16 protein-coding genes are annotated in these 17,820 nt (G+C 63.1%); 9 read left to right on the top strand and 7 right to left on the bottom strand.

All coding sequences use genetic code 11. The annotated features are described in order from the left end of the window. Positions 1-4 precede the first annotated feature (4 nt). From KL788_RS06860 to KL788_RS06850, 3 genes are read right to left on the bottom strand one after another with little or no spacing between them, the layout of a single operon-like run. Positions 5-2,545 carry a hypothetical protein gene (locus KL788_RS06860; protein WP_293169734.1) on the bottom strand — a complete coding sequence of 847 codons (2,541 nt, stop codon included), beginning with the start codon at positions 2,543-2,545 and terminating at the stop codon, positions 5-7. Positions 2,546-2,547: 2 nt separating this feature from the next. Next, the gene (locus KL788_RS06855; protein ID WP_293169732.1) at positions 2,548-3,492 is read right to left on the bottom strand and encodes a hypothetical protein; all 945 of its coding nucleotides are present in this window, start codon (positions 3,490-3,492) and stop codon (positions 2,548-2,550) included. Beyond that, on the bottom strand, positions 3,485-3,982 hold the full coding sequence (locus KL788_RS06850) for an RNA polymerase sigma factor (RefSeq protein ID WP_293169730.1): 498 nt from the start codon (positions 3,980-3,982) through the stop codon (positions 3,485-3,487). Before KL788_RS06850 ends, KL788_RS06855 begins: the two co-directional genes overlap by 8 nt. A gap of 312 nt (positions 3,983-4,294) precedes the next feature. Between KL788_RS06850 and KL788_RS06845 the strand changes: the two genes are divergently transcribed. From KL788_RS06845 to KL788_RS06825, 5 genes are all read left to right on the top strand, one after another. Further along, complete coding sequence (locus KL788_RS06845; RefSeq protein ID WP_293169728.1) at positions 4,295-5,533, top strand: ABC transporter substrate-binding protein; 1,239 nt, start codon at positions 4,295-4,297, stop codon at positions 5,531-5,533. Positions 5,534-5,740: 207 nt separating this feature from the next. Then, positions 5,741-6,547, top strand: coding sequence for a carbohydrate ABC transporter permease (locus tag KL788_RS06840; protein ID WP_293173225.1), 807 nt, complete (start codon positions 5,741-5,743; stop codon positions 6,545-6,547). Positions 6,548-6,549: 2 nt separating this feature from the next. Continuing rightward, the gene (locus tag KL788_RS06835; protein WP_293169726.1) at positions 6,550-7,374 is read left to right on the top strand and encodes a carbohydrate ABC transporter permease; all 825 of its coding nucleotides are present in this window, start codon (positions 6,550-6,552) and stop codon (positions 7,372-7,374) included. Continuing rightward, positions 7,371-8,330: a 5-dehydro-2-deoxygluconokinase gene (iolC, locus tag KL788_RS06830; RefSeq protein WP_293169724.1), complete on the top strand. Its 960-nt coding sequence runs from the start codon at positions 7,371-7,373 to the stop codon at positions 8,328-8,330. Before KL788_RS06835 ends, iolC begins: the two co-directional genes overlap by 4 nt. Then, entirely contained in the window at positions 8,327-9,211 is an 885-nt protein-coding gene (locus tag KL788_RS06825) for a Cgl0159 family (beta/alpha)8-fold protein (protein WP_293169722.1), read from the top strand. Before iolC ends, KL788_RS06825 begins: the two co-directional genes overlap by 4 nt. Before the next feature lie 26 nt (positions 9,212-9,237). Here KL788_RS06825 and KL788_RS06820 read toward each other — a convergent pair whose 3' ends face one another. Then, positions 9,238-9,987: a GntR family transcriptional regulator gene (locus KL788_RS06820; RefSeq protein WP_293173222.1), complete on the bottom strand. Its 750-nt coding sequence runs from the start codon at positions 9,985-9,987 to the stop codon at positions 9,238-9,240. Positions 9,988-10,105: 118 nt separating this feature from the next. On the opposite strand from KL788_RS06820, the gene KL788_RS06815 reads away from it, so the two are divergent. Further along, positions 10,106-11,116 carry a zinc-dependent alcohol dehydrogenase gene (locus KL788_RS06815; protein ID WP_293169720.1) on the top strand — a complete coding sequence of 337 codons (1,011 nt, stop codon included), beginning with the start codon at positions 10,106-10,108 and terminating at the stop codon, positions 11,114-11,116. Between the two features lie 960 nt (positions 11,117-12,076). Here the strand turns inward: KL788_RS06815 and KL788_RS06810 are convergent. Continuing rightward, positions 12,077-12,859 carry an SDR family NAD(P)-dependent oxidoreductase gene (locus KL788_RS06810; RefSeq protein WP_293169718.1) on the bottom strand — a complete coding sequence of 261 codons (783 nt, stop codon included), beginning with the start codon at positions 12,857-12,859 and terminating at the stop codon, positions 12,077-12,079. Positions 12,860-12,937: 78 nt separating this feature from the next. On the opposite strand from KL788_RS06810, the gene KL788_RS06805 reads away from it, so the two are divergent. Genes KL788_RS06805 through KL788_RS06795 form a run of 3 tightly spaced genes read left to right on the top strand, consistent with a single transcriptional unit; the run spans position 12,938 to position 15,956 of the window. Next, entirely contained in the window at positions 12,938-14,125 is a 1,188-nt protein-coding gene (locus KL788_RS06805; RefSeq protein ID WP_293169716.1) for a Gfo/Idh/MocA family protein, read from the top strand. Beyond that, complete coding sequence (locus KL788_RS06800; protein WP_293169714.1) at positions 14,068-15,039, top strand: sugar phosphate isomerase/epimerase family protein; 972 nt, start codon at positions 14,068-14,070, stop codon at positions 15,037-15,039. The genes KL788_RS06805 and KL788_RS06800 overlap by 58 nt, the downstream gene beginning before the upstream one ends. Beyond that, complete coding sequence (locus KL788_RS06795; RefSeq protein WP_293169712.1) at positions 15,039-15,956, top strand: Gfo/Idh/MocA family protein; 918 nt, start codon at positions 15,039-15,041, stop codon at positions 15,954-15,956. The genes KL788_RS06800 and KL788_RS06795 overlap by 1 nt, the downstream gene beginning before the upstream one ends. On the opposite strand, the gene KL788_RS06790 is transcribed toward KL788_RS06795, so the two are convergent. Next, entirely contained in the window at positions 15,953-16,726 is a 774-nt protein-coding gene (locus KL788_RS06790) for an amidohydrolase family protein (RefSeq protein ID WP_293169710.1), read from the bottom strand. The genes KL788_RS06795 and KL788_RS06790 overlap by 4 nt on opposite strands. Continuing rightward, entirely contained in the window at positions 16,723-17,808 is a 1,086-nt protein-coding gene (locus tag KL788_RS06785; RefSeq protein WP_293169708.1) for a Gfo/Idh/MocA family protein, read from the bottom strand. The genes KL788_RS06790 and KL788_RS06785 overlap by 4 nt, the downstream gene beginning before the upstream one ends. Positions 17,809-17,820: the final 12 nt, after the last annotated feature.

Here is a 17,820-nt window from a genome sequence, read left to right as displayed (position 1 = left end):
CTCGTCAGTCGCGCAGGGTGATTGTCATGAGAAGCCGCAGCCGCTCATTCTCGGCTGTGACTGTGTACCGACCGGTGCTGCGCAACTCGCTCAGCAGCACGCTGGTCTCCACAGTGATGGTGTCGCCGCCGGGGGCGTCACGGTCGCAGTCGGCGAAGCCGTCGGCATCAGCATCCAGATCGAGTCCGAGCCCGTCTCGCATCGTCAACGTGGCGGTGATCGGCACGACGTCAGGTAGCTCTACGCCGATCGTGCTCGTTCCGTCGAGATCGGTGACGATAGCGCCGAATGCGCACCGGTCGCCCCACGGGCCTGTGCGGAGAAACCGGTGGCCCCCGATCTCGATGAACGTCGGGTAGACCATGCTCGTGCCTCGTCCGTCGTCATCGATCAGAGTCAGCCGGTAGCTCACATTGAAGGCCTCTGTCGTGCCCGGAATGTCGAGGTAGCTCCACCAGATCGACCCTGAGGTGGTCGGGCCGTAGGCAGCCGAGACACCTTCGTCGTCGATGAGGTCGACGTGAATGCTGTAGGTCGCGCCTCGACACGGGTTCGCGAAGCTGACGAGCGAGTCGCCCAGGTTCTCCCACCGGCCCTCGACAACGGTGACCGTCTCGGGCAGAAAGCAGTCGCCGAGCAGGGTCGCGCGGTAGTTCACAGGGCGGTCGCTGCGCAGGTCGAATTCAACACGCCTGCCGCTCGCGTCGTTGACGTAACGGGGCACGGCCGTGCGGTCGAACTGCGGCTCATAGAGCAAGAACGGCACACCTTCGGCCTCGACAATCGGGCCCATGCTCCACGATTCGGCGCCGTTGCGCGCACCGTGCTCCCAGTCGACCCGCAAGTGCACCGTGCCGCCCGACACCGAGCTCGTGGGCGGATCGCAGTCGCCGAACGAAGACCCGCACAGTCCACTCGGCACGGGCACGAGCGGCAGCGCGATCGTGTAGTAGCTGCGTTCGGGAAGCGTGTCGCAGAAACCTGCGCAGCGCTGGAAGCCGAGCGGGAGCCCCGCGGAGGTCCACTTCACACCGTCGGCGACTCGGGCGCCCGCGCGCACGATGAGGTGACCGGTGTTGTAGTAGTTGAAGCCGTCGAGATTCACGCCGGCACACAGCGGTGGAATATCCGGATCGTCATACCGCTCAGGTGCGAACGGCACCGTGATGCCGCGCGCGGCGCAGGCACCTCCACCGCGCGGCCCCAGCACGACGGTGACCTCGCTCAGCCGTGCACTCGGCCGCACGGTGGTGTTGATCCAGGTCACGCGCGGCACGGTGTAGTCGGGGGCCTGCACGACCGAGGAATAGGTGTAGTCGGCGACTTCCCAATTCCAGCTCGGTCGCGAGTCGTCGTAGCTGCTCAGACACACGAGAGCGTTGCGCCCCTCCGGCACGTAGAAGGCTCCCGAGGTGCGCTCGGTGAACTGATTCGAGAACCCGTTGCGCGCGAGCCACTCTGTATCGCTGCGCTGAGTCACAGGTTCGCCCACCAGCCGCAATGGGGCGCCGGTCTCTACGGTTGAGCAGTCATAGTCGTAGTCGTCATCGTGCAGCACGCCGCGCAGCAGCATCGTCTCGCCATAGCGGTGCATGGCGCTCACGACAATCATGTTGTCGCCGACGGGCACGATGCGAGCGGGCGGTCGACCGAGGTTGACCCGCAGCGACACCGTGATGGTGCGCTCGAGAAGCTCGCCACCAGGGGTCTCGGCGACCACTCTTACCTCGTACCGCGCGTTGGGGTCGAGCCCGTCGAGCACGATGCAGTGCTTGAGCACGAGGGCCGGGTCGCCTTCGCTGGGCAGGTCGGCCTCGAAGAGGGCGACCTGCGACTCGGGGGTGAAGAGCGACAGCTCGCGAGCATCCGCCCGGTTGCCTTGAGGCCAGTAGGTGATCGTCACGGTCGCGGGCTGGTTGGTGCCGATGCCGAGCCGCAGCTCTCCGTCAACAAGCTCGAAGGGGTCGCACACGAGCTGGTCGCGTACCGAGGTGTCGCCGATCGACGGGCTCGGCGTGACGGTGAGCTGCAATGGCGGAAGACCGGTCAACGACAGGATGCGCGAGCGCAGCCCCTCAGGGCACGACTCGCTCGGCGCACCGGGCAGCGCGCACGGGTCTCCGCCGGTGAAGAGTGGCACGATGCCGGGCACCGAAGCGGGATCATCCGCCGCCATGACGGTGTCGACCGCCGCGAGAGTCTCAGCGTCGATGAGGTCGGCGATCGAGGTCGGGTCGGCACCGATCGGCGTACCCTCGTCGTCGACGTCGACCGCAGGTACGGTTTCACTGCCGAGGTAGGGGCTCACGTCGTCGGTCTCGGGATCGCCGTCGAGGTCGAGCGGCGGTGCCTCGTCGCCAAAGCCGACCGGCGCGATGAACGGTACGGTCTCGGTTGCGGCTTCGGACACGGCCGTCGCGACCGGAGCGGGTTCGCTCTCGGGCGCGCCTCCGACGAGCACGAACGCGATGAGGGCACTCGCGGTGCCCACGGCGATCGCCGTGATGCCGGCGAGCACGGGCAGTAGCCACTTCGGAATAGTCATGGTCAGTCCAGGCTGTTCAAGGTGATGGCGATGACAGCGGGTGCGCTCTGGTTGCCGGCGGCGTCTTTCGCTCTGAAGGTGAAGGTCACCGTGCCGTTGGGGGCGAGCGGAATGGGACGGGCATAGACCAGCCGCCACTCGTTGCCGACCTTGGTGAGGGTGGCGCTGCCCGAGCGGGCTCCTGACCAGCTAGCGCTGACGCTCGTCACGGCGACATTGTCTGAGGCGAGGATCGTGAAGGTCGCGGTCTCGTCTTGGTACAGGTCGTTGTCAGAGACCCACGATTGCAGAATCGATGGCGCAGTCGTGTCGCTGGGCGGCGGTGGCGGCGCGGGGGGCCCGGGTTGAGGGGCGGGGCCGGGTTCGATTGTCGGTGCTGGGGCTTCGGTCGGCTCGGGCACCACGGCTTCGCCGGTTGCTTGCGCGCACCCTGCGACGGGCAGCGAGGCGAGGTCGGCCTGGTCGGGTTCGACGACGACGACCGCAGTCGGCAGCCAGACAGTGGTGGCCCAGTCGGCCGAGCTGCGCACGGCGACGTGACTCGAGTCGTCGCTGCGGGCGATGATGAGCACGTGCTCGCCGGCGAGGAACTCTGCGGCTCCGGCCGCGCCGGGGCAGTAGCCGGCCGAGACCGTGCCGGAGTCGAGCGTGATGGCGGCGCTCGCCGAGGTGTCGCCGGGCGCGAAGAGCGCCGCGCTGCCGCCGATGCCGGCGCCGACGACCAGAGCGGATGCGCCGAGAATGCCGAGAGTGCCGAGCAATCCGGGGCCCGCGCTCCAACCCGGTGCGGTGGCGGTCGCGACCGCCGTGCCGGTGTCGCCGGCAGCGACCCGCGAGCGGATCGCGTCGGCCACGCCGTCGGAGGCGCCGGGCTCTGAGATGCGGGCGAACGAGTCGCGCAGCATCCCGTCGATGTTGCTGAGGTCGGTGTCGTTGGTGTCAGCCACGGTGGTCCTCCTTTCTGAGCTTCATCGCGAGCGTTTGTCGAGCGCGGAAGAGCTGGGTCTCGACAGTGCCGCTACTGACGCCGAGGGCTTCGGCGATCGTGTTGACCGAGTGGTCGAGCAAGTAGTGCAGCACGGCTGCTTCACGCTGCTTCGGGGGCAGCGCGGTGAGCGCGCGCTTGACGTCGATGTCAAAGCTGCTCAGTGCGTCGTCGCCTGCTTCGTCGACGAGGCCGACTTTGGCGAGCGCTCGTTGCTCGGCGTCGCGCGAGCGGTAGGCATCGCGCAGGCGGTTGCTGGCGACGACGGTGATCCAGGCGGCGAGGTTCTGGATCTCGCGGTTCGGAGGCTTGGCGAGGTAGCCGACGATCGCGTCTTGCACCGCGTCGGGCGCGTCTTGGCGGTTGCCGGTGATGAGCCCGACTGCGGCGACGACCTGCGGGTACTCGGTCGCGACGAAACTCTCCATGTCGACTGCGATCGTCTGCGTCACGGTCACCCTCCCATCACCACTACGACGTGCGGGAGGCGTGGAAGGTTGACACGCTTCCGAACTTTCTCGTCACAGCATGCTCTCTGCGGGCTCGCAGGGGAAGAGCGAGGTTTCGTCTCGTTGGGGCGGGTGATTGCCGGTGGAGAAATGTACGAGGCCTTACCTAGCGTAACTTTGGCTTGACATTACTTTGTTCTTACATTTGAATGAGGCGTACACGGCACCGGTCGTGCAGATCTCCCCCCACCACACGAAGGAAGAACCGCAATGCGTAGATCACGAGGCAAGGTCGCCGTCGGACTCGCAGCGCTCATGGCGCTGACGGTGTTGTCGGCCTGCAGCAGCACTCCCAGCGAGACCCCGGAAGAGGCCCCCCAGAGCGACGTCACGCTGACGGTATCTCGTTGGGCTGGCCCCCAGGCCGACGCGCAGCAGCAACTGCTCGATCAGTACAGTGAAGAAACGGGTGTCACAATTCGTTTCGACGCTATCGACTTCGGGCAGCTCAAGCAGAAGCAAACCCTCAACATGTCGACCGCGACGGGCGAGTACGACCTCATCTACGTGCCGGAGGCATGGGTTGGCGAGTACACCGAGGCAGGGTTCCTGACCGATCTCACAGGCTTCGTGGCCGATGAGGATTTGACTGGTGCGGACTGGAACTACGGTGACTTCAACCAGGGTGGTCTCGACGTCTACTCGCGCGATGGCTCCCTCTTCGCGTTGCCCTACTTCGTTCAGACCCCCCTCGTGGTCTTCGACGAGGTCGCCCTTGAGGCTGCTGGCTTTGATGCCCCAGCGACCTGGGATGAGATTCTCGAGGTAGCGAAGCACTTCAAGGAAGAAGGCACGGGAATCGCCCTCCCATTCCGCCAAGGTTCGGCGATCGTCAACATCATGGCGGTGCTGCTTGCCGGCAACGACGCCGACTTCTTCGACAGCAACGGCGCACTCGACTTGACCAACCCCAAGGTCGTCGAGACGGTGGCATTCATCGAAGAGCTCAGCCTCTACGGGCTGGCCGGTAGCAATGGCTGGCACTGGGATGAGACCACCAAAGCCATCCAGTTCGGTCAAGCCCCGATCGGCATTACGACATCGGGCCTCTTCACGGCGCTCGAAGACCCGGCTGAGTCGAACGTGGCGGGCCAGCTCGGCTATGCCCCGATTCCGTTTGCAGAAGAGCCCGCTGGTTTGCTCCAGGCCTGGGGGTGGGCAGTTCCTGCCGACTCCGAGAATCCGGAGGAAGCGTTCAAGCTCGGCGCATGGTTGACCAGCCAGGTTGCGCTGAAAGAGATGGGCACGATTGACCCCTCGTTCATCAGCTTCCGCGAGTCGCTGTACACCGACGCGGATCTGACCGCCAATGCTCCGTGGCTGCCCACGGTGCAGGAAGCGCTCGCGAAGGGTGTCACTGTGCCGCTTCAGCCCAATGCGCCGGCGCTCATCGACGCGCTAAGCGTCGCACTGTCGGGAGTCGTGACCAACGGCGACGATCCGGGTGCGGTTCTCCAGGGCGTGCAGGACACCCTGGCTTCGCAGTTCGAATAGCCGGATCATGAACGATGTGGGCGGGGCCGCACGCCCCGCCCACATCCGGCCGTCGTTCCGCTTCTGACAAGGAAAGCCCTCCTCATGTCTCACTCCTCCCCAGAGGCGCAGCCTCATCCTCGGCGACCGAAAAGCGCCTACGCTCGCAGAGACCTTCGTCTGGCAGTGTTCCTGATCCTGCCCGCCGCACTGACGATCTGCATCGTGATGATCGTGCCCCTCGGGTTCGCACTTATCGCGAGCACCTTCGACTACAGCCTGGGTCAAGAAGACAAGGCAGCCTTTGTCTTCCTCGACAACTACGTCATGTTCTTCTCAGACCCGGTCGCCTTGAGGTCGCTGGTCAACACTGTGATCTTCACAGTGCTGTCGCTCTCACTGTGCATGGGCATGGGGGTGGGCATTTCGGTGCTTCTCAAGAGCCTGACTCCGCGAACCGGAAACCTGCTTCGCGCCCTCTTCGCCATGCCGCTGCTGATCTCGCCGATCATCGTGAGTCTCATTTGGCGGTACATGTATGACCCGACATACGGTCTGATCTACTACCTCTTGGGCCTCGTCGGCTTGCAGGACTTCGGTGGACTGACCGACTCCACGACCGCGCTGTTCAGCATCGTTCTCACTGATGTGTGGCACGCCGTGCCCTTCATCATCCTGGTGTCTTCTGCGGGTCTCACGATGATTCCGGAAGAACTCTACGAGGCGGCTCGTATTGACGGCGCCGGCGCTATCCGCACTCTCTTCAGCGTGACTCTCCCGCTGCTCGCCAAGACCCTTGTTGTGCTGATCCTGATCCGTGGCACTGACGCGTTCAGGGTGTTCGACCTCATCTATGGGCTGACGGGCGGTGGGCCGGCCAATTCGACAACGTCGTTGAGCATCTACGCCTACAAGCAGGCCTACGAGAACAACGAGATGGGATTCGCCATGGCGGTCGCCGTCATCACGCTTCTGGGACTCGTCATTCTCTTTGGTCCCTTGATGCGGAACTCGGCGCGCGGAAAGGACGACTGACCATGGCGAAGCGTCGACTCAAGCTGTTGGGCACCTGGGCGATTCTCATCGCCTTCTTGCTCTGGACCGTCGTCCCGATCCTGCTCATCATCGTCAACTCGTTCAAATCGGCGAAAGACATCTTCACGGATACTCCCAAGATCTTCTTCACGCCGACTCTCGACAACTACGCCAACGCCTTCACCAAGAGCGACTTCGGACTGTACTTTGCGAACAGCACGATTGTGGCCCTCGCTTCCACCGTGATAGTGATCGGACTCGCGACCTTTGCGTCCTATGCGCTGACAAGCTTTCAGCTGCGATATGCCAACACGATCGCGAACGGGTTCCTTCTCGGAAAGCTCGTGCCCGTGATCTCGATGCTGTTGCCGATCTTCGTGATCATCAACGCGATCGGCCTTCGAGGCTCGCTCATCGGGCCCGTGTTCGCGCACGTCGCGCTCAACCTTCCCTTCGCCGTGTGGCTGCTTATGGGATTCTTCCGAGACGTGCCGCGAGAGCTTGAGCAGGCAGCTCTCATCGACGGCTGCACAAGAATGCAGGCTTTCTGGCGGGTGTTCCTTCCGGTAGTGCTGCCCGGCATCGCGGCGGTGTTCATCTTGAGCATGCAGTACTCGTGGAACGAGCTGTTGTTCTCACTGCAACTCACCACTCTTGAGACATACACGCTGCCGGTCGGCATTGCCAGCTTCGTCGGCGCAATCTCGGTCGACTGGGGTCTCAGTAGCGCGGCAGCCACCGTCACCATGGTTCCGATGATCATCATCGGTTTCTTCGTGCAGAAGTACATTGCCGAAGGTACTACCAGCGGGGCGGTGAAGGGGTGAAACGCGCACCGCACTATGACGTACTGACGATTGGTCGAGTCGGTGTCGACCTCTACCCGCTGCAAGACAACGTGGGGCTGGAGGATGTCGAAACCTTCGGAAAGCACCTTGGCGGGAGTGCCACCAACGTCGCGGTCGCTGCCGCCCGCCACGGCCGCGCAAGCGCGGTGATCACAGGCGTCGGAGAGGATCCTTTTGGTCGATTCGTGGTGAAGGAGATCGACCGACTCGGAGTAGACAACCGGTTCGTCAACGTCGTGCCGAACCTCCATACCCCCGTCACGTTCTGCGAGATCTTCCCACCCGATCACTTTCCGATCTACTTCTACCGCGAACCGACTGCCCCCGATCTCATGATTCGCGCAGACTCGCTCGACCTGGATGCAATCCGATCGAGCACGATCTTCTGGACCACCGTGACGGGTCTCAGCCGTGAGCCGAGCCGTGCGGCGCACTTCGCAGCGTGGGAGGCCCGCGGTCGCGTTGCGCATACCGTGCTCGATCTCGACTATCGCGCGATGTTCTGGGCAGAGCCGGCCGAGGCTCACGCACAGGTGGCGTCCGCGCTCGAGCACGTGACTGTGGCCGTGGGAAATCGTGAGGAGTGCGAGATCGCCGTCGGAGAAACTGACCCGCATCGCGCTGCGGATGCTCTTCTCGCCCACGGCGTCAGCCTCGCGATCGTCAAGCTGGGCCCGAGGGGGGTGCTCGCGAAGACTGCAACAGAAAGTGTTGAGGTCGCGCCGTACAAGGTCCGTGTTGTCAATGGGCTAGGCGCAGGTGATGGCTTTGGGGGAGCACTCTGCCACGGATTGCTCAGTGAGTGGTCCCTTGAGCGAACGGTGCGATTCGCCAACGCGGCTGGTGCGATAGTCGCGGGCCGCAGGGAGTGTTCCACGGCCATGCCGACGTCGGCAGAGGTCGATGAGCTAATCGAGACGGGCAGCACGCGATGACGAACGATGTATTCGAAGCGGTTCGCCACGCGAGAGCCTTTGATCCGGATGCCATCCGCCGCGCCTTGCTCGAGAGAACTCGACGCCCTCTCCTTGTCGGCGACAACCGACTGTTCATCCTCGCCGCTGATCATCCTGCGCGGGGGTCTCTGGGGGTTCGCGAAGACGAAATGGCGATGGCCGATAGGTACAACTTGCTCGGTCGACTTGCTGAGGCTCTCCAGAATCCCCGAGTCGATGGCTTTCTCGGCACTGCCGACCTCGTCGAGGACCTTGCTCTGATGGGTGTGCTGGAAAACAAGATCGTTGTGGGTTCGACGAACCGCGGCGGTCTCAAGTCAGCTGTGTTTGAGATGGATGATCGGTTCACTGCCTACAACATCGACACAATTCGTGATCTTCGGCTCGACTTCGCCAAGCTTCTTGTCCGGATCAACCTCGATGATGCAGGTTCTGTGCACACGCTCGATGCTGCCGCTGAGATCGTGGCACGCGCTGTCGAGGCCAGGCTCCCGATCATGATCGAACCGTTCATGAGTGAATGGATTGATGGTTCGATCAAGAATGATTTGAGCACTGACGCCGTCATCAAGTCGGTTGCCATCGCTTCCGCCCTCGGTGCAAGCTCTGCCTACACCTGGCTCAAGCTCCCCGTGGTGCCTGACATGGAGCGGGTCATGAAAGCGACGACGCTTCCGACACTGCTACTGGGCGGAGACCCCGCCTTGGCCCCCCATGAGATCTATGAGTCGTGGGAGCAATCATTGTCGCTTCCCGGTGTGCACGGTCTCGTCGTGGGGCGAACCCTGCTGTACCCAGAAGACGGTGATGTCGTTGGCGCTGTCGAGCGGGCGGCCCGACTTGTCCACGGTGCGCGCTGACGGGGATGAAGTCGATGCTGGCCCGCCTACTTCTCGACGAGAGTGACCTCGAACGAATAGAGATCGGGGCGGTACGAGTGCTCGCCGTACTCCACGGCGTGACCCGACTGGTCGTAGAGGGTACGAGACATCACCAGCACGGGCGACCCGTTCTTCTGGGCGAACAGATCGGCTTCTTCTTTCGTGGCTGCGCGAGCTCCGATGGTCTGCCGTGCGACCCGCATCGTGGTTCCTCGAGATCGCATGAGTTGATACAGGCCGTGCTTCTCGAACTGTTCTGCCGTGAGGTCGAGGAAGACCGGCGGCAGGAAGTTCTCGAGGAGGGCGAACGGGATTCCGTCGGTGTAGCGCAATCGCTTAATGTGCAGAACCTCTGTGTCGGCAGGGAGAGTGAGCGACTCGAGAACCTCGGCCGGAGGCACTGTCGCTTCGTGCAGCAGAACCTTCGTGGTCGGCGACCGGTGAGAAAGGCTGAGGTCGTCATACAGGCTCGTGAGCTCCACGCTTCGGGTGAGTCGCCCGCGTACAACTTGTGTTCCGACTCCGCGCCGCCGGACGAGAAGTCCTTGGTCGACGAGCTCCTGAATGGCACGGCGAATTGTGGGGCGCGAGATCGACAAGTTTTCGGCCAGTTTGACTTCGTTTTCGATCCTCGACCCGGGCGGAAGCTCGCCGCTCTCGATCGCCGACTGCATGCGGCGCGCGATTTGGTAGTACAGCGGGATCGGACCGGACCGGTCGAGATCCATGAACAGTTCCTCAGTGGAGATCGGCATGTGTTCTCTCCCGTAAATGAAACGGTAACTCCCGTACGAACAATGATAGGACAAAAAAACATGGTGACGAAAAGCATTTCGGTATTGCGTGATCCCGATCTCACGAGGAGTGTGCCGCATGAGTGAACCGACAACAATGACAGCCGTGGTCAAGGTTGCTCTCGGGGCAGACAACGTCCTCGTGCAGCAGGTTGCTGTTCCTGTCGCGCCTCCTGGTTTTGCGCGAGTACGAGTCGCCGCAACGGGGATATGCGGAACCGACATCCATGTCGCCCATGACGAGTACGCATTTGAAGCGCCCGTGATCATGGGGCACGAGATTCTCGGCGTAGTCGACTCGGTGGGTGATCCCGCGGATGCGGCCGCGGTCGGCCAGCGGGTTGCCTGTGAGACCTACTATTCTTCCTGCGGCACGTGTCAATGGTGCCGCGCTGGTCGTCGGAATCTGTGTCCGCGACGACGTTCTCTGGGGTCTTTTGAGAATGGCGGGTTTGCTCGCTATGTCGTGATGCCCATGGTCAACCTTCACCCGCTGCCTGATGTACTCGGCGAGCTGGATGGCGTGTTGGCTGAACCGCTCGCCTGCGTTGCGCAGTGTCTGCTTGACCCTGCCATTGTCAATGCTGGCGATCGAGTGCTTGTCACCGGTCCGGGCGCTATGGGCCAGCTCGCGGCACAGGTCGCGCGCTCGCAAGGCGGGCACGTCACGATCGCCGGTCTCGAGAAAGATGCCGATCGACTCGCTGTTGCCGCTTCGCTGGGCATCGAGACGACGACCCTGACGCCAGAGGAGGAGAGCTTCGATGTCGTCATTGAGTGCTCGGGGAGCGCGCCGGGCGCCGCCACCGCGCTCCGCGCCGCGAAACGTGGTGCGAAGTATGTGCAGGTCGGCATCTTTGGACGCGACATCTCGCTGCCGTTCGACCTTGTTCTCTATAAGGAACTCGCGGTCTCCAGCGGTTTTGCGTCAACCGCAACGTCGTGGGGTCGCGCGATCGCCCTTATCGAGCAGGGGCTTGTCACCTTGGGGCCTCTAGTGACTCGCAGAGTCTCCATTGACGACTTCTCGATCGCTTTCGCTTCCGCCGCCTCTGGAGAAGGAATCAAGACGGTCGTGATCCCGTCGTGACGGTGCCATCGCGAGTAATCCGCTCGACCGGGGCATTCGTGGAGGGGAAGACGGCGAGGGTGATCCAGCTTGACGAACTGTCGCCTGGTGCAAGCGTGAGGTGCTGACCGCGGTCTATCGCCCCCGCAAGGCCGTCGAATGGCCACGATCGTTGTGGCTCGAGACCGAGCATTCTCGCGCGGCCATACCAGGGGAAGCCAGGATCACCGTTCTGAAGCCAGAGCCAGAGGTGGGGAAAGGCGGCGAGATCCCATGACAGCCCGATCCCGGGTCGTGGGTGCGAGAGGGGTGGGCGAAGAGCCACCCACCCTTCGTCGAGATCGGTGACGTAGGTCAACCTGACCTGTTCCTGCTCGGGAACGACCGACAGATCTTCGGTGCCACCTTCGAGACGCGCGAGAGAAGGCCACTGACCGTTCAGGTCAGCGAGGGGGCCGGGAGTGGCAGGTTCGACGATGACACGGGGATGGCCTGAGATGTCGATTCGTGACCCCTCAATGGCAGGGAAGGTGGGGTGGTGTCCCCAGATGAAGGGAACATCTCGGGCGCCGATGTTTGTGACGGTCTCTTCGATAAGAAGTGCGGGTCTCTCGCTCGACACTCTGATGGTGCGTGTCAGCTCGAGCGGCAACCGTGCCACTGCGCGCAACACGCAGGCGTCTGTGGATACCGACACCACAGACAGACGAGCCAGAGCGATGTCGCCGTGGAACGAGACCGGAACTCCTTCGATCACACTCTCGGCGCCAGCGTTCGGAAAGAGTACTTGCCAGCCGGCATGGTACCTCGAGAGAAAGTCGAGCTCGGTCGAGCCGTAACTAGGCCCGTCGTCTGCAGAGAGAGGTGCCTCCCAATCGTGCCACGCCAGTAAATTCGGAGAGCCGGGCGATGTCACCGATCGAATTTCTCCCCCTCGATTCGGATCAAGCGTGACGTCGAGATGCGGAGAGCGTAGCGTGATCACGAACTGCGCCGGTGGCCCACTGACCCGTTCAGTGTCAGCCCGCCGTCAACGAGCAACGTCTGCCCGGTGACATAGCGCGCTCCTGACGAAGCCATCATCACGATGCTGTCGGCGATCTCTTCTGGTGACGCGATGTGGGCGAGTGGTATCCGATCGTTGTAGGTCTGCCGCACCTCGCTGGTGTAGCTCGCCGCGTTCAGAGGGGTCTCTGTGGCGCCAGGGGCAACCGAGTTAACCGTCACTCCGGTGGGACCCAACTCGACGGCGAGGGCTCTTGTGAGACCACCGATGCCTCCCTTAGCGGTCACGTAGGCGGTCATGTCTGTCGGAGGGAGCGGATCAACAGCAGAACTCAGGTTGATGATCGTGCCGTGGCCCGCGGGAACCATATGCCGCGCAGCGGCGCGAGCACCACGGATGTAGCCGAAGAGGTTGACCTCGAGGAGGGCGTGCCAGTCATCGTCAGACATCGCAAGAAAAGGTTCGACGAGAAGCTGAGCAGCGTTGTTGACCCAGACGTCGATTCCGCCCCATCGTCGCGCGACCTCGTCGGCGAGGGCATCGACGTCGCTCGTCGAGCTCGTATCACCCACGACCACGCACGCTTCAGAGCCTCGCCCTGTGATCTCTCGCTCGAGGTCAGTCGTGACCTCGGCATCGGTACCTCGGTGCATGCCGGCAACCCGGTAACCCTGGTCGGCGAATGCCAGCGCCGCAGCGCGGCCGATGCCGCGGGATACGCCAGTGATGACGACGGTGCGCGGTCGGGGGTTGGTCATGGGCTCCTCCTGGGCTAATATGTAATGACATTCTGACCACATGAACACCACAATGTCTAGTCGAGAGGGACACCACCCATGACTTCGTTCTCTCACCTCCGTGCCGCCATTGTGGGAACCGGCTTCATCGGAACGGTGCACCGGGAGGCATTGCGTCGCCTAGGAATCGACGTCATCGGAGTTCTGGGTTCGTCGCCGTCCCGCTCCAAGGAAAAGAGCGCGGAGTGGGGTGTTGCCCGCGCCTATTTCGACTATGACGAAGTGCTCACGGACGAGTCGGTTGATGTCGTGCACATCACCTCGCCCAACGACCAGCACTTCGAACACGCGCGTGGCGCACTGACCGCAGGCAAGCACGTGGTGTGCGAAAAGCCGCTCGCCATGAATTCATCGCAGACTGCTGAGCTCGCTGAGCTTGCTGCATCGACAGGACTCGTGGGGGCCGTGAACTTCAACGTTCGCTTCTACCCGCAGGTGCACGAAATGCGTGAGCGAGTGGCGAACGGCAGCGTCGGGAAGCCGTACCTCATCACAGGGTCGTACTTTCAAGACTGGCTGCTCTACGACACCGATTGGAACTGGCGGGTAGAGGCTGCTCGAGGCGGCGACCTGCGTGTCGTGGGTGATGTCGGCTCGCACTGGTTCGACTTGGCAACCTTCGTCACCGGTCAGCGCATTGTCGAGGTGATGGCAGATCTCACGACCTTCATTCCCCAACGACGGCGGCCCACGGGCGAGGTGGCCACGTTCGGCTCTGCGACCGGTCCTACGGTCGACTACGACGTTGGCTCGGAAGACGCGGGGAGCATCCTTCTGCGTTTTGCCGGTGGCGCACGAGGCGTCGTCTCGGTCTCGCAAGTAAGCGCGGGCCGCAAGAACGCGATCTCGTTCGAGCTCAACGGGTCGTCCGCCTCAGTGGCGTGGCGCGGCGAACGGCCGGAAGAACTCTGGATCGGTCATCGCTCCGAGCCGAACCAGGTTCTGTTGCGAGACCCCTCTCTGCTCTCTGCCAGTGCCGCGGCGATTTCGGGCCTGCCCGGTGGGCACGCCGAAGGTTTCGAGAACGGATTCAAAGCTCTGTACGCGGCGGTGTATACCGACATCGCTGCGGGGGCCCCTTCGGCTGCACCCCGGTACGCGACGTTCGCTGACGGGCACTACGAATCGCTCATCGTCGAGGCCGTGGGGCGCAGCGCCCGCACATCATCATGGGCCACCGTCGGAGACGGGTCGGCGCCACTACAAGGAAGAGGAGACACACCATGAAACTGGGACTCTTGACCGCAGCTTTTCCGACGCTGAGCCTAGACGAGGTATCAACCTGGGCTGGCGCGAACGGTTTCGAAACAGTCGAGGTCGCCGTGTGGCCGAAGAGCGGAGGCGCCGCGCGGCGCTACGCAGGTACAGCCCATATCGACGTCGACACACTCGATCAAGCGGGCGCTGATCGAATCGTTGACGACTTGGCCGCGAAGGGGCTCTCGATCTCGGCGCTGGCGTACTACCCCAACCCCCTCTCAGCAGACGCTGCTGAGGCGGCTGCTGCTTTTGAACACTTGAAGACCGTGGTGCGGGCGGCGAGACTTCTGCGGGTGCCGACGGTGGGCACCTTCGCCGGCCGTGACAAGCACACGTCACTCGACGAGAATTACGACCGCTTCGCACAGGTGTGGCCAGAGATGGTTCACTACGCGGGCGATCACGGCGTGCGCATTGCGATCGAGAACTGCCCCATGATCTTCAGTGGAGATGAGTGGCCAGGAGGCAACAACATCGCCTTCAGCCCCGCGAACTGGCGACGCATGTTCGAGATCATTCCGGACGAGAACTTCGGGCTGAACTTCGACCCATCGCACTTGGTGTGGCAGTTCATCGATGCTCCGAAAGCCGTTCACGAGTTCGGAGAGCGAATCTTCCATGTGCACGCGAAAGACCTGGAGGTGCGCCGCGAGGGGCTGTACGAACACGGGATCATGAGCGCCGGCGTCGGATGGCAGGTGCCTCGACTCTGTGGTCTCGGCGAGGTCAATTGGGGCGCTTTTTTCGGGGCTCTTTACGCCGTGGGGTACGACTACGTCGCGTCAGTGGAACATGAGGATCGAGCGTTCGAAGGGTCAGTGGAAATCGTACAACGCGGGTTCGCGATCGCACGTGACAACCTGAGGCCCTTCGTCCACTAATGGGCGCTGCCCTTCGATACGGGGTGATCGGCACGGCTGCGTGGTCTCGCGCCGTTCATCTGCCCGCTGCCTCGGCGAGTTCCAGGGTGCGCTTCGTGGGGGCACTGGGCCGCGATCGCGATCGAACCCTGTCTGCCGTCGGCACCATGGGAGAGGCGTTCTTCGACCTCGACAGCTTCCTCGATGCTGTCGATATCGTGGGTCTTGCCGTGCCGCCAGATGCTCAAGTGTCGCTCGCGACGGCAGCGATCGAGGCGGGCAAGCACGTCTTGCTCGAGAAGCCCGTCAGTCTGAACGTGGACGATGCCACCCGCTTGGCTGAGCTCGCGAGGGCGCGTTCGACCCACTCGATCGTCTTCTTCACTCATCGACTCTTGCCGGATCACGCTGCCTGGTCAGCTCGCGCTCGCGCAGTCGGTTCATGGACCCTCGGCGTGATCGAGAGCTACTCTTCGTTGCTCGTCGACTCACGCCAGGGTTTTCACAGCTCAGCCTGGCGCCACGAGCACGGGGCGTTGTGGGATGTCGGGCCGCACGCTGTCGCTCAACTGTGCGGCACTCTCGGACTCGTGGAGAGCGTGTTTGCTCGGCGCGGCAACGGAGACTTCGTCTCGCTCGTGCTGGAACACGCGACGGGGGCGGTGGGCACGATCTCGGTGGCGGCCGACATTGCCGATGCACCACACACTGGCGCCCTCCGCTTACTTGGCGCCTCGGGAGCCACGTGTGCGCCCGTGATCGACGACTGGATCGCCTCGGCACAGATCGCCTACGGGACCGCCGTGAACCAGCTCTGCGACCAGATCGACAAGGGCAGCGCTCCCCACGAGTGCGACCTCGTCTTCGGCGCACACGTCACGCGTGTTCTCGCCGCTGCCGAGCGGTCGATCCTGAGCGGCCGCATCGAGACGCCCTAGAGAGAGTTGATGATGGAGCGCGCGTTGCCCGCAAGGATCGCGTCGCGCTCGGCATCTGTGATGCGCGCCTGTTCCACCGAGCGAATGACCTCGGCCGGATCAAAGAACGGGGCATCGCTACCGAACACCACTCGGGCGGCCCCCACTTCGCGAACAAAGAACTCGGTGGTCGCGGGATCAGCCTGGTAGGCGATGTCGACAAGAACGTTGGGCGTGGCGAGCACGGCCTCCACCGCCTGCTTCTTCTGATCGTCGCTGAACACCGGGTGGCCCATGATGAACGTCAGCGTGGGGTATCGAGCGGCGACGGCGGCGATGGCGCTTGGGCTCGCTTTGGCATCCGGGGTGGAGTGCACCAGAATCAAACCCCGTCGCTCGCCCACCGCGTCTAGCAGTGAGGCGAACGCTGGTGAAACGACCGTGAAGCCCTCGAAAGTGGCGTGGAAAGCCAGGCCCTTGAGGCCCAGCTCGTCGAATGCACGATGCACTTCTGCCACTGCCACTGGCCCGTGGCGAACCTCGACACTCGCGAGCCCGACGGGAAACAGATCGGGGTGAGCGACCACCGTCGCGGCGATCTCGTCGTTGGCCCTTCGGGTGTCTGTGACGCCCTCTGACTGAAGCCCACCTGCAGCTACAGACAAGATTGCCTGGGCGATGCCGGTGCTCGACATCAGTGCGATCGACTCAGCAACGCTCTGGCCTATGCCCGAGGTGATGGTTCGCCCGACGTGCGTGTGAACATCAATGATCGAGCGCTCCACGGTCATGACCCGATCGGGAGCTTGCGCCCCTGCCTGCCTGACTCGTAGGCGGCGTCGAGAATCAGCTGGGTCTTCAGACCGAAGCGTGCATCGCTGCGCACAGGAGTGTCATTGAGGCACGCGTCGACGAAGTGTTGATGTTCGGGCACCCACGGGCTCTCTTCGCCATTGATGTGCATCGAGAATTCGCGATGGTCGGCAGCTTGAACCGGCAGCTTTGGGCTGATCCAGCCGTTGCCCAGCAGGGTGTTCGTCGCCGAGGGCTCGCTCGTAAACACTCGAAAAGTTGGCCGCGCGGCTGCGTCCCACTGCACGGTGCCCTTCGTGCCGTAGACGGCCCACTGGTCTTTGAACGCCATGGTGGCACCGCCCGGCTCTTGCAGCCGGTTCGAACCCGAGATCTCGAGAATGGCTTTGTCTGTGCGAATCACGATCACGGCCGTGTCTTCGACGTCGATGTCGGCGGTGAGGGCGCCATACTCGGCGTAGACGCTCTGCACTTCTGGGTTTCCGAGCAGATAGAGAGCGTTAGAAACATGGTGCACGTTGCCGTCGAGCATGATGCCGCCACCTGCGAGTGCGGGATCGAAGCGCCAACTGGTTGTGACGTCGGGCGTGTGCCACGCCATGATCGCTTTGAACAAGAATGGCTCGCCGATTAGCCCCGCCTCGATGATCTCTCGGGCACGCTCGACAGGGGGCAGGAAGAGCTCGAAGAACGAGACCATCAACTTGAGGCCGCGCTCGTCTGCGAGCGCGAGTGCGGCACGTGCCTCGTCGACGGTAGCCGTCATCGGCTTCTGCACAAGAACGTGCTTGCCGGCCTCGAGTGCCTGAATGATGAGGGGGCCGTGCGATTTGGACGACGTCGAAATCACCACTGCGTCGACATCTGTGCGGGCGAGAACTGCGGCCAGGTCGGTCGAATGAGTCTCGAAACCGAACCGCTCTTTGAAGCGGAGGGCAGCTGCCTCGTCGAGATCAACGCTTGCGATGAGCTTGGCATCGGGAACTTTAGTGAGTGCAAACGCGTGGCTGCGAGCGATTCCGCCGCAACCAACCATCGCGATGCCGAGCGTTGTGGGCATGGTGGGGGAGTC

It is taken from the genome of Microcella sp. (assembly GCF_019739195.1).
Lineage (GTDB): Bacteria > Actinomycetota > Actinomycetes > Actinomycetales > Microbacteriaceae > Microcella.
The sequence above is the reverse complement of the archived record's forward strand: the minus strand, read 5'-3'. Positions and strand labels throughout refer to the sequence as shown.

Excerpts from the sequence above, each read along its gene's own strand:
- KL788_RS06860 (WP_293169734.1), bottom strand. The coding sequence starts at position 2,545 with ATGACTATTCCGAAGTGGCTACTGCCCGTGCTCGCCGGCATCACGGCG.
- KL788_RS06845 (WP_293169728.1), top strand. The coding sequence starts at position 4,295 with ATGGCGCTGACGGTGTTGTCGGCCTGCAGCAGCACTCCCAGCGAGACC.
- KL788_RS06840 (WP_293173225.1), top strand. The coding sequence starts at position 5,741 with ATGATCGTGCCCCTCGGGTTCGCACTTATCGCGAGCACCTTCGACTAC.
- KL788_RS06835 (WP_293169726.1), top strand. The coding sequence starts at position 6,550 with ATGGCGAAGCGTCGACTCAAGCTGTTGGGCACCTGGGCGATTCTCATC.
- KL788_RS06825 (WP_293169722.1), top strand. The coding sequence starts at position 8,327 with ATGACGAACGATGTATTCGAAGCGGTTCGCCACGCGAGAGCCTTTGAT.
- KL788_RS06820 (WP_293173222.1), bottom strand. The coding sequence starts at position 9,987 with ATGCCGATCTCCACTGAGGAACTGTTCATGGATCTCGACCGGTCCGGT.
- KL788_RS06815 (WP_293169720.1), top strand. The coding sequence starts at position 10,106 with ATGAGTGAACCGACAACAATGACAGCCGTGGTCAAGGTTGCTCTCGGG.
- KL788_RS06810 (WP_293169718.1), bottom strand. The coding sequence starts at position 12,859 with ATGACCAACCCCCGACCGCGCACCGTCGTCATCACTGGCGTATCCCGC.
- KL788_RS06805 (WP_293169716.1), top strand. The coding sequence starts at position 12,938 with ATGACTTCGTTCTCTCACCTCCGTGCCGCCATTGTGGGAACCGGCTTC.
- KL788_RS06800 (WP_293169714.1), top strand. The coding sequence starts at position 14,068 with ATGGGCCACCGTCGGAGACGGGTCGGCGCCACTACAAGGAAGAGGAGA.
- KL788_RS06795 (WP_293169712.1), top strand. The coding sequence starts at position 15,039 with ATGGGCGCTGCCCTTCGATACGGGGTGATCGGCACGGCTGCGTGGTCT.
- KL788_RS06790 (WP_293169710.1), bottom strand. The coding sequence starts at position 16,726 with ATGACCGTGGAGCGCTCGATCATTGATGTTCACACGCACGTCGGGCGA.
- KL788_RS06785 (WP_293169708.1), bottom strand. The coding sequence starts at position 17,808 with ATGCCCACAACGCTCGGCATCGCGATGGTTGGTTGCGGCGGAATCGCT.